Below are 11,294 nucleotides of genomic sequence, written 5' to 3'. Positions count from 1 at the left end.
GGGCCCATGACCGCCTCCGCCCCTCGCTACATGGCGCGCTTCCGCTGCATCGCGGAGGCGTGCGAGGACACCTGCTGCGCCGGGCTCACGGTGCCCATCAGCGAGCCGCGCTGGAGCCTGCTGCGCCAGAAGGTCGCGGGCACGCCGGACGAAGCGCGCGTCGCGGCGCTGATTGCTCCGAACCCGGACGGGGCCACGGGCCAGCAGGCCGGCATCCTGGGCAAGCGCGCGGACGGACACTGCGCCTTCCTGGACGAAGCGAAGCTGTGCTCGCTCCAGCGCCGGTACGGTGAGCCCGTGTTGCCGGACGGCTGCTCCGTCTTCCCGCGAGTCCTCACGCGCTGGGGCGCACAGGTGGAGATGGCCGGGTCGCTCGCGTGTCCGGAGACCGCGCGCCTGTGCCTGCTGGCGGAGGACGCGCTGGTGCGCGAGCCCGTGCCCGAGGAGCAGGCCCTGCGTCCCCAGGTCGCGAGGCAGGTGGCGGCGGGGGACGACGCGTGGACGGCCCACGCGGACGCCGTGCGCGAAGCGATGCTGCGGCTCCTGAGCCGGCGCGAAGCCCCGTTCGCCGCGCGCCTGTTCGCGCTGGGCCGCATGGCGCTGGACCTGGGCGGCTTCTACTTCCCGGGGACGGCGGCGTTCGGACCAGCAGATTCGGAGCGGCTCGCGAGCATCCTTCGTGAGTATGACTCCGCGGACACCCTCACGTCCCTGCGCGCGCAGCTCGATGCGCTGGAGCTGCCCGGAGGCCCGTGGGCCGGCATCTGCGCCGCCGTGCTCCGCTCACGCGAAGCCGCGGTCAGCAGCCCGCGCTTCCTCTCGCTCATGAGCGACGTGCGCGCGTCCTACGGTGGCGCGGACGCGCGTCCCGACGACGCGTGGCGGCTCCACGCCGGCCGGCGCTCCGCCCTGGAGTCCCTGCACGGGGAGCGCGTGCACCAGTACTTCCTGCACCACGCGCTCAACCACGTCCTGCGCCACCCGTTCACCGAGGCCGAGAGCCTCCTGAACGCCGTGTTCCTGCTCGTGCTGCGCGCCTCCGTGGCGCGCTGGGTGCTGCTCGGGCACCCCGCCGTGGTGGCGCTGTTGGCCGCGCCCGGCACGCCCGTGGCCGCGCTGGACGCCGCCGCCGTGGAGTCGTTCCAGGTCGTCGCCAAGCACGTGGAGCAGGCGCCCACGTTCCTGGACTTCGCCAGGGGCCTGGCCGGCGAAGGTCCGGAGACCTTCGCGCGGCTGCTCATCCTGGTGAAGGGCCTGTAGCGCCTCAGCCCTGCTTCTTCGGCTTCGCACCCAACTGCTGCATGGCCCGCTGGAACGACGGGTACTCATGCGCGCCCTGGATGGCCAGCTTTTCCCCCAGGATGAAGGTGGGCACCGCGCGGATGCCCATCTCCTGGGCCTCGCGCACGGACTCCTCCACCACCCGCCGGTACCGGCCCTCCTCCACCGCGCGCTGGAGTTCGTCCGGATCCACCCCGGCCTCCACGCCCGCGGCCCGCAGCGTGTCCCACTGCCAGAGGTCATGACCTTCACTCCAGTAGCGCCGCAGGATGGCGGCCTGGAAGGGCTCCAGCCTGCCCATGGCGCGCGCGTACTCCGCCGCTTCATGCGCGCGGCGCGTGGACGGGATGATGTCCCGTTGCACCATGGTCAGACCGGCCTTGGCGGCGCGGAGCTTCAGCGGGTTGTTGGGGTCCTTCATCCCCTGGCGCACGTACTCGGGCAACGGCAGCCCTTCCGGAGGCGTCTCCGGGCGCAGGAAGTAGGGGTGCCACTCCACCTGGACGTCGTATTCCTTCTTCAGCTTCTCGACCTCACCGAGGCCGACGTAACACCAGGGTCAAACGAAGTCGGACCAGACGTGGACGACGATGGTTTCGCTCATGGGCTGAATCTGTAGCACCGCGCGTCAGGGCCTTCCAACCATTCCAGCAGGGCCCGCATCCATCGGTGGACAGTCCGCCCTCCCGAGGGCACGGTCCGGGTTCCATCTCTCCGGAGGAACCTCCTCGTGCCCCTGTCGCTCTTCGCGGCCCTGGCGCTCGGCGCAAGCCCCGCGCCCGCGCCGCATCCGTTCAATCAACAGGACCTGGTCACGCTGCGCCGGCTCAGCAGCCCGCGCGTCTCGCCGGACGGCCGCCAGGTCGCCTACGTGCTGCGCTCCACCGACCTGGAGGCGAACCGGGGGCGCACCGACCTGTGGCTCGCCAACCTGGACGGCTCCGCCCCCCGCCAGCTCACCTCCCATCCGGACAGCGACAGCGACCCCGTCTGGGCCCCGGACGGCAAGAGCCTCTTCTTCCTGTCCTCGCGCGGCGGCTCCTCCCAGGTGTGGCGCCTGCCCGTGGACGGCGGTGAGCCGCTGGCCGTCACGAAGCTGCCGCTGGACGTGAACAGCTTCGCGCTGTCTCGCGATGGCCAGCAGCTGGCGGTGGCGCTGGACGTGAGCCCGGACTGCGCGGACCTCGCGTGCAACACGCAGCGCGCCGCGGAGGCCTCCAAGAAGAAGACCACCGGCCGCGCGTATGATCAGCTCTTCGCCCGCCACTGGGACACGTGGCGCGACGGCACGCGCTCCCACCTGTTCGTCGTCCCGGTGGCCGGCGGCACGGCCGTGGACGTGATGAAGGGCATGGACGCGGACGCGCCCAGCAAGCCCTTTGGCGGCGCGGAGGAGTTCACCTTCACGCCGGACGGCAAGGGCGTCGTCTTCGCCGCGCGCGACGTGGGCGCCACCGAGTCGTGGTCCACCGACCTGGACCTCTTCTTCGCGCCCACCGACGGCAAGACGAAGCCGCGCAAGCTCACGGAGAAGAACCGCGCCACGGACACGAGCCCCGTGTTCAGCCCGGACGGCAAGACGCTCGCGTACGTGGCCATGTCCCGCCCCGGCTACGAGTCCGACCGCTTCCGCGTCATCCTGCGCACGTGGCCGGGCGGCCAGGAGCGCGTGCTCACCCAGGACTGGGACCGCTCCGCCGGCTCGCTCGCGTGGAGCCACGACGGCGCCACGCTCTACACCACCGCCAACGACGTGGGGCAGAACGCGGTGTTCGCGCTGGACGTGGCCAGCGGCAAGCCGCGCCGCCTCACGCAGGCGGGCAACGCGGACGGCGCCCAGCCCGCGGCGGACGGCCAGGTCGTCTACGCGCTGGATGACCTGGACTCGCCCGCGGACCTGTACGCGATGAAGGCGGACGGCACCGGCGCGCGCCAGCTCACCCAGGTGAACCAGGACATGCTCGCGGGCATGAAGTTCGGCGCCTTCGAGCAGTTCGACTTCCCGGGCTGGAACAACGAGACGGTGCACGGCTACGTGGTGAAGCCCGTGGACTTCGACCCGAAGCGCCAGTACCCGCTGGCCTTCCTCATCCACGGCGGGCCGCAGGGCAGCTTCGGCAACCACTTCCATTACCGGTGGAACCCGCAGGTGTACGCGGGCCGCGGCTACGTGGCGGTGATGATCGACTTCCACGGCTCCACCGGCTACGGCCAGGCCTTCACGGACTCCATCGCGGGGGACTGGGGCGGCAAGCCGCTGGAGGACCTGCAGAAGGGCCTCAACGCCGCGCTCCAGAAGTACCCCTTCATCCACAAGACGAAGCGGTGCGCGCTGGGCGGCAGCTACGGCGGCTACATGATCAACTGGATCGCCGGCAACTGGGCGGACGGCTTCCAGTGCCTGGTGAACCACGACGGCATCTTCGACGAGCGCGCCGCCTTCTACGACACCGAGGAGCTCTGGTTCCCCGAGTGGGAGCACAAGGCGCTGCCGTGGGAGAAGCCGGAGACGTATGAGAAGTTCAACCCGGTGAACCAGGTGGCGAAGTGGAAGACGCCCATGCTCGTCATCCACGGCGGCCGCGACTACCGCGTGGTGGACACGCAGGGCATCGCCACCTTCACCGCGCTCCAGCGCCGGGGCATCCCGTCCCGCTTCCTGTACTTCCCGGACGAGAACCACTGGGTGCTCAAGCCGCAGAACAGCATCCAGTGGCACGACGAGGTGCTGGGCTGGCTGGACCGCTGGACGCGCAAGTAGCGCCTCCGGAAGCAACGACCCCTGGGGCGCCGGGCCCCAGGGGCTCCCGCGCGCATCAAGGAATGGTGATGCACTCCGGGATGCAGTTGGCGGCGACCTCCGAGCAGCTCCGGCCGGAGATGCACTCCGCGCAGTTCGCCGAGCGATTGCGGCGGGTGTCCTTCTCGCTCTTCACCTCGTCCTCCCACGCGCCAATCTTCTCCGCGCACTTGCCGGTATCCAGCTCGGCGTTGAAGCACTCCTTGCGGTAGTCGCAGATGGCGTCGGCGTTGTTGGAGCAGCCGGTGACGAGCAGCACGGAGACGCAGGCGGCCAGGGCAATCAGTCGTGACATGACGCGGCATCATGCACGCGAAAACGCCTCCCGGGAATGTACTTCCCAGGAGGCGCCCCATGCTTCACCGCGGCTGCATTACTTCGTCTTCGTCGCACCGCCGGTGGTGCCCGTCGAGCCGCCCATGGAGCCGTGGTCCATGGTGCCGCCCTGCATGCCGCCGCCGCCCACGCCCATGGCCTCACTCAGCTTGCCCAGCGTCTGGTAGGCCATGTCGCGGTGCTGGGGCAGCTCCTTGGTGAGGGTGGTGAGCATCGTGGCCAGCTCGCCCGTGGCGTTCATGCCGTGCTGGGCGGCCATCACCTTGCCAATGGCGGCGTCATGCGCGGCCACCTGGCCGGCCATATAGGCCGAGTCGAACGGCGCGCCCTTCAGCGCCTGGAGCTTCTCCATGTCCGCCTTGTCCGCGGCCATGGCTTTCTTCTCCGTGTCGTTGGCGGGGGTGGGCATCTCCGTCAGCTTCATGTTCTGGGTCTTCGCATAGTCCGTGACCTTCTTGTCCGCGTCGGTATGGGACTTGATCATCATGTCCGCGTAGGACTTCACGTCCGGGTTCTGCGAGTTCTGCTGCGCGAGCTTGGCCTGCTTGATCTCCGACTGGTTGATGTAGTGCAGGCGCTCCAGGAAGGCCTTCGGCTCCGCGGGGACCTCGAAGCCCTTGAAGTCCAGCATGCCCTTCGCGGTGGTCGTCTTGCCGGGAGGCGGGTTTGCGGACGTGGCGTTCTGGGCCAGAGAGATGCCGCCGGTGAAGAGGACCGCGGCGAGGGTGACTCCGTGCAGGGTGCGCTTCATGAGGTGCAGCTCCTTTTCAGGGCCTCGGAAGTGAGGCGGGACAAGGTCGTTGGACCCGTGACCCCCGGATCCGCGCGGCGCAACTTTGAGCAGGACGCGACAGCGGACCCAGGGGGCGGGGAGGAGGACGTGTGCCACTTCACGTTGCGCCCGGGCGCGGGTGCACCAGTGGACAGCGCCACTGCCCCCGGGCGCGGACTCGGACGTTCAGCACCGCACGACTGTCTGGGAACGCCATCCCGTCCTCCTCGTGCCCGGAAAGCTAGGCATCCCGGGAGGCAGGACAGGGGATGGCGGCACGGCCCCGGCTGGCGGGTCGCCGGGGAGGGGAGCTACTTCGCGGGCCGCGGCGCCTGCTTCGGAGCGGGCGCGGGCGCCGGCTTCGGGACGTCGGGCGTGCTGGCGGGGACGTTCTTCGTCTCCGACAGCTCGTCCTCCGCGCGCAGGAAGGCCTGGGCGGCGCGGTCCACGTCATCGGGCTTGAGGCCCGTGAGGTTGGCGGCGGCCACGCGCGTGCGCGTCGCGAGCGCCGTCTCCCCCAGCGCGCCGTGGATGCGCGTGAGGGCCACGTGGATCTCCGGGTCGAACGGGTCCGAGGCCAGCGCCTCCAGGTACGCCGTCTTCGCCTTCGGGTAGTCCTTGCGGAACAGCAGGATGCGGCCCAGGTGCACGTTGGTGGCGGGCGAGCCCGGGTGCATGCGCAGCGACCCGCGCAGCACGGCCTCCGCCTCGTCCAGCCGGCGCAGCTCCAGGAGCGCGAGCGCGAACTTGTTGGAGACGGACTCGTACTTGTCGCCCACCAGCTTGTGCGCCCGCGCGTACTCCTCCGCGGCGGCCTTCACGCGGTTGCGCTCGCGCAAGACCTCGCCCAGGTGCGCGAACTTGCGCGCGGGCACCTCGGTCACCTCGGAGAAGCCGCCGAAGGAGATTTCACGCCCCTTCTTCTCGCTGTCCTTCTTCTCCCCCTTGGCGTCCTCCTTGAGCACCACGCGGTCGTCGCGCGGCACCAGCTCCTGGGGGAAGGGCTGCTTCTTCACGTAGGCGAGCCACGTCTTCTCGAAGAGGGGGAAGGGCATGCCCGTCGCCGCCTCCACCGCCTTCTTGTCCGGCTGGCCCGCCTTCAATTCCTGCAAGAGGGTGCGCAGGCCCGCGGTGCCCTTGGTGCCGTGGATGTAGTCGATGGCGTAGAACACCTCCGCGAACGCGGTGGCCGCGTCCTCGGCCGTGGGCAGCATGGCGATGGAGGGGTGCATCTTCTCGAAGGGGATGAGCTTGTCCTCCTTCACGCGCTTGCCGAGCAGCGCCTGCGTGGAGGGCGTCATGGCCAGTCCGCCCGTGCCGCGCCAGCGCGACTCCAGGAACTTGGCCAGGCCCTCGTGCAGCCAGATGGGCACGGTGTTGTGGGACAGCTGGCTGACCACCAGGTGCACGTACTCGTGGGCCAGCGTGTCCTGCCAGTCGTAGCCCTGCGCCACGGCCTTGGGGCTCGTCACCATCAGCTTGTTGAACTTGCAGATGGCGATGGTGCCGGTGGTGCGGATCTGCTTCTCCGTCAGCGTGCTGACGCGGGACAGCTCGCGCGCGTTGTTCACCACCTCCACGCGCACCTTGCCCGGAGGCGTCCAGCCCAGGTCCTCCGCGAGCGCGCGGTGGATGGACTCCAGCGTCTCCAGCGCGTAGGGCACCAGGATCTCCTCCTTGCCCTTCGGGTAGAAGAAGATGAAGTGCTCGCTCTCCGCGCGCTGGTGGTCCTTGATGATGGCGCGCGTGTCCTTGGCCAGCCGCAGGTAGCTGCCGGGCTTGTCCTCGATGTTGGCGCCTTCCAGGAGCGTCACCGCGTCGTCGTACTGGCCGTCCTCGAAGGCCACGCGCCCCTGGAAGTACTTCAGGGGCTCCAGCTCGGGCGGCACGCGCTTCTCGACCTCGGCCAGCTCGCGGCGGGCGGCGCCCACGTCCCAGTCGTCCAGCGACTGCTCCACCTTGCCCAGCCGCTGCTTCACCTCTTCCTTGAGGGCCGCGTCGGGCGGCTGCGCTTGGGCCGCGGGCACGGCGAGGAGGAGGGCGCACAGGGCACCGAGGAACGGGACCGGGAACGACGCGTGCGTGCGGCGGCTCACTTCACCAGCTCCTCGTAGTAGCGCTTCACCTGCTCGCGGTACTTCTCCGGCGCGCCCTGCTTCATCGCGTCCAGCAGGTCCTTGCGGAACTCGCGAGGCGCCTGGAACGCGTCCTCGTCCGGCAGCTCCACCTTGTCCTGCGGGTCGCGGCCGTTGCCCTCCTGGCGGCGGCCGGAGCCCATGGGCATGGGCAGCCCGCGGCCTCCCTTGCGGCCCTGCTGGCTCTGCTGCATCTGCTGCTGGAAGCGCTTGAGGCCCTCCAGCGCGGCCTGCTGCTCCCCGTAGCCTCGGCCGGGGTCGCGGCCCTGCATGCGCTGGGCGGCTTCCCCCATGCGCTGGCCAATCTCCTCCATCTGCTGGCCGGCCTCCTCGCCGAACAGCGGCGCCGTCTGCTCCATGTCCTCCATCTGCTGGCGCAGGCCCTGCGCGCGCTGCTCCAGCTGCTGCTGGCGCTGGCCCAGCTGCTGGAGCTGCTGCTTCTCCTGCTGCGACAGCTGCGAGCCCGGCGGCGGGAAGAGGTTCTGCAGCTGCTGGCTCACGTCCCCCACGTCGCGCGCGTCCTTCTTGAGCTGCTCCGCGAGCTTCGCGGACTGCTGCCGCACCTCCGGCGGGTTGCCGAACATCTCATCCAGCTGGCGCTGCTGCTCGCCCATGCTGGACAGCTGGCGCGCGGCGTCCTCCGCGCGCGCGGCGGACTCGGCGGCGAGGTCGAAGTCGTCCACCTTGAGCGCGTTCTCCACGTTGCGCAGCTCCGACTGGGCCTCCTCCAGCGGGCGGGCGGCGCGGCTGTTGAGCCGGCCTGGGTCGAGCTTCTGGTAGTGCTCCTGCACCTGCTGCACCTTGCGCGCGAGCTCGTCCTTGAGGGCCTGGCCCTTCTCCTTGAGCCGGTCGCGGTTCTGGTTGCGGGCCTGGTCGCGCAGGGCGCGCGTCTGCTCCGCCACCTTCTGCTGTTCGTCCAGGGTGCCCTTCAGGTCATCCATGAACTTGCCGAACTTCTCCGCCAGCTCCGGGTACTGCTCCGCGCCGAAGTCCTCCTGGGACTTGTCCATGGAGTCGAGCATCTCGTCCATCTGCATGCCCAGCTCCTGGAGCTTCGCGAGGGCCTCGTCCGCCTTGCCCTCCCGCATCAGGCGCTCGACCTCGTCCATGGCGCCCTGCATGTCCTCCTGCTGCATCATCTCCGACAGGGCCTCCGCGTTGAGGTGCTCGTCGCGGATGCCCTTGCGCAGCTCGGCCATGCGCTGCATCAGCTCCTGGATGCGCGACTTGAGCTGTTGGATCTGCTGCATCACCTGCTCGCGCGCGGCCTCGTCCGGGTTGGCCTTGTACTGTTCGATGAGGCGCGACAGGTCGCGGCGGTCGTTGGCCAGCTGCTTCGTCAGCTCCTGGAGCGCCTCCAGCTTCTGCCGGTCCAGGAGCGACTCCAGGTAGAGGATGTCGCGCTCCAGGCCCTCGATCTCGTCCTCCACCACGGCGGTGAGCCGGGTGCCGGTGCCCCAGTCCTCGCCGCGCGCGCGCTGGGTGCGCAGGTAGAGGCGGCGGAAGTCGGAGGTGGTGCCCACGCTGCGCTTGAGCTCCCCGCCGATGTTCAGGAGCGCGGAGATGATCTCCCTGGGCACGTCCTTCTCCCGCGACAGCTCACCGCCCTGCGCGCGGAAGTCGTCCGCGAGCTGCTGGCCGCTCGCGTCCACGGACTTCGCGGACTCCACCGCCTGCGCGTCCTTCTGCTTCGCGCGGTCGGGGCCCTCCAGGCGGTCCGCCAGGTGGTCCACGAGCCGGCCCCACAGCACCTCCGCCTTCTCCAGGGCGGCGCGGCGGTGCTCGGCGGCGCTGTAGACGCGCAGGGTCTGCGTGCGGCTGACGCCCTTCTTGGGGCCCTCCACCGCGTCGTTGTCCTTCGCCTCGATGTAGTAGGTGATGCGGTCGCCGGGGGCGGGCTTGAGCGGGCCCAGGTCCCAGTTGAAGGTGCCCCGGCTGCGGCGGCTGTCCTCGCGCGGCAGGTTCACGCGCGTCTCCTGCTTCGCGCCGGGCATGCGGTACACGAGCGCCAGGGCGGACAGGCCGTAGTCGTCGGCGGCCTCGAACTTGAGCGTCACCTTCTGGCCGGGGTCGACCTCAATCTCCGTGGACGGCGTGAGCAGCGTCACCTGGGGCGCCTTGTCCGCCTCCACGGTGAGGGGGATGTCGGGGCCCACCGCGATGGGCTTCGCGCGCGCGCCGTAGAAGACGAAGTGGTAGTGGCCGCCCTGCTTCGCGACGAAGCTGCCTTGGAGCTCGCGGCCGCCGGTGACGGAGAGGGGCAGCGTCTGGTCGTTGACGACGACCTCCGCGCGCTCGATGGGGCGGTCCGAGCGCGTCTTCAGCGCGACCTCGGTGCCGGCGGGCGCGCTGACCTCGCCGTTGGTGCCGGGCACGGTGCGCGGCGCGAGGCCGGTGTACGCGGGGTAGCGGTAGGTGAGCTCGATGTCGCCGGTGATGGGCTCCGCCTGCGCGGCGGCCTCCGGGCGCGAGGCCTGTTCATGCAGGTGCTTCCAGCCCGCGGCCCACCGGCCGCCCACGAAGAACATCAGCACCGCGAGCAGCAGCACCGCGCCGCCGGACGCCATGGCCGCGCGGCGCAGCGGCTGGCGGTCCACCACGAGCCCGGGGTCCACCGTGCGGGCCCGCTCGTCCATCTGCCGGAGGAACGCGTCCGCGAGCTGGGGGGACCAGCCGGCCTCCTCCCGGCGCTCGCGCGACAGCTCCACCGCCGCGAGCACATCCAGCGACAGCTCCGGGCGGCGCTGCCCCACGAGCCGGGCGGTGCGCGTGTCGTCGCCCACCTGCCGGTGCGCGAGCACGACGCCGAAGACGTATGCCACCGCCGCGCCCACCGGCACGGCGAGCCACATCAGGCCGCGGGCAAGCCCCGGCGCCGCGCGGCCCAGGAGGCCCGCCGCGAACAGGAGCACGAGGGCCGCGACGGCGCCCAGCAGGAGGCCCTGGGCCCACAGCTGGCGGCGCTGACGGGCGCGCACCCGGGCGAGCAGGTCCGCCACGCCCCGGGAGCGCGCTTCGCGCCGGGCCTGGGGAGGCGGAGCCGGAGGAGGCGGCGGGGGCGGCAGCTCCGGGGTGGGGCTCTGCGGTGTCTCGAGGTTCACGCTGGCTTGTCCGCTCGTCGGTCGCGAGCCAACCCCGGGCGGGGCGGGCTATTTCCCAATTGTGGCGCACTCCCGCCGTCTTCGCGCGTGCCTCGCGGGGGCGGACGACGGGAAACAAGGCCCCTGTGTCCGCCGCACGAAGGAGGGGCGGACGGCAGGGTTCTGGGGACAACGCGGAAGGGGCACCGGTGCCCTCCTGCGTCCGGTGGGGACGGTGGGAGGGCAGGGGGCGGGCGGTTCAGCCTTCTGCGGAGGAGGTGGGGCGGGAGGCCGCCGGGGCGTCCTCCAGGGCCGCGGAGAGGCCGCCCAGCTCCTCGGCGAGCGCCTTGAGCACCTCCTGGGTGAAGACGATGCGGTCGCGGGGCAGGCGGGCGAGCACGCGCTGCACGGCGGACTCGACGGTGCCCTCGGACGGGATGTCCAGCGAGCGGCCCGCGTCGGTGAGGGCGAAGAGGGCCTTGCGGCCGTCCAGCGGATCCGACCTGCGCTCCAGCAGGCCGCGCTTCTCCAGCCGCTTGAGCACGCCGGTGAGCGTGCTGGGGTGCACGTGGAGGATGTTGGCGAGCGTGCCCGCGGTGATGCCCGGGAAGCGCCCGACCAGCCGGATGACCAGCCGCTGCGGGCCGGTGAGCCCCAGCGTGGACTCCATCCGCTTGGACGTGGACTGCAGACCGTGATCCACGGCCCACAGGAGGCGCATGAACTCCAGCACCTCACCCAGCTGCTGATGCTGATGCTGCGGACCCCGGGACTTGCTGCCTTCCGGGCCTGAAATCGACTCCGGGGCTTGTGTGTCCTTCATGGGCGCATCCTCCCTCACCTCCGGCCTCCCTGTCTTTCTGATGTGTTCCAAAGATGGGCGTGTCCTA

At 70.8% G+C, this 11,294-nt stretch carries 7 protein-coding genes and 1 pseudogene; 2 read left to right on the top strand and 6 right to left on the bottom strand.

What is annotated here, in order from left to right; translation table 11 throughout:
* Positions 1-6 precede the first annotated feature (6 nt).
* Positions 7-1,260 carry a flagellin lysine-N-methylase gene (gene fliB / locus KYK13_RS34575; protein ID WP_223638634.1) on the top strand — a complete coding sequence of 418 codons (1,254 nt, stop codon included), beginning with the start codon at positions 7-9 and terminating at the stop codon, positions 1,258-1,260.
* A gap of 4 nt (positions 1,261-1,264) precedes the next feature.
* Here the strand turns inward: fliB and KYK13_RS34570 are convergent.
* Positions 1,265-1,828 (bottom strand): annotated as a pseudogene (locus tag KYK13_RS34570) (DsbA family protein); the annotation flags it as partial.
* Positions 1,829-2,011: 183 nt separating this feature from the next.
* On the opposite strand from KYK13_RS34570, the gene KYK13_RS34565 reads away from it, so the two are divergent.
* The gene (locus KYK13_RS34565) at positions 2,012-4,042 is read left to right on the top strand and encodes a S9 family peptidase (protein WP_223638631.1); all 2,031 of its coding nucleotides are present in this window, start codon (positions 2,012-2,014) and stop codon (positions 4,040-4,042) included.
* 55 nt (positions 4,043-4,097) lie between these two features.
* On the opposite strand, the gene KYK13_RS34560 is transcribed toward KYK13_RS34565, so the two are convergent.
* From KYK13_RS34560 to KYK13_RS34540, 5 genes are all read right to left on the bottom strand, one after another.
* Positions 4,098-4,376, bottom strand: coding sequence for a hypothetical protein (locus KYK13_RS34560; protein WP_223638628.1), 279 nt, complete (start codon positions 4,374-4,376; stop codon positions 4,098-4,100).
* 78 nt (positions 4,377-4,454) lie between these two features.
* Complete coding sequence (locus KYK13_RS34555) at positions 4,455-5,168, bottom strand: DUF4142 domain-containing protein (RefSeq protein ID WP_223638625.1); 714 nt, start codon at positions 5,166-5,168, stop codon at positions 4,455-4,457.
* A gap of 332 nt (positions 5,169-5,500) precedes the next feature.
* The gene (locus KYK13_RS34550; protein WP_370645215.1) at positions 5,501-7,285 is read right to left on the bottom strand and encodes a tetratricopeptide repeat protein; all 1,785 of its coding nucleotides are present in this window, start codon (positions 7,283-7,285) and stop codon (positions 5,501-5,503) included.
* Complete coding sequence (locus tag KYK13_RS34545) at positions 7,282-10,425, bottom strand: DUF4175 family protein (RefSeq protein WP_223638623.1); 3,144 nt, start codon at positions 10,423-10,425, stop codon at positions 7,282-7,284. The genes KYK13_RS34550 and KYK13_RS34545 overlap by 4 nt, the downstream gene beginning before the upstream one ends.
* A gap of 238 nt (positions 10,426-10,663) precedes the next feature.
* Positions 10,664-11,227, bottom strand: coding sequence for a MarR family winged helix-turn-helix transcriptional regulator (locus KYK13_RS34540; RefSeq protein ID WP_223638622.1), 564 nt, complete (start codon positions 11,225-11,227; stop codon positions 10,664-10,666).
* Between the last annotated feature and the right edge of the window lie 67 nt (positions 11,228-11,294).

It is taken from the genome of Corallococcus sp. EGB (assembly GCF_019968905.1).
Classification (GTDB): domain Bacteria; phylum Myxococcota; class Myxococcia; order Myxococcales; family Myxococcaceae; genus Corallococcus.
Note: the sequence above shows the minus strand (reverse complement) of the source record. Positions and strands in the feature narration are given on the sequence as shown.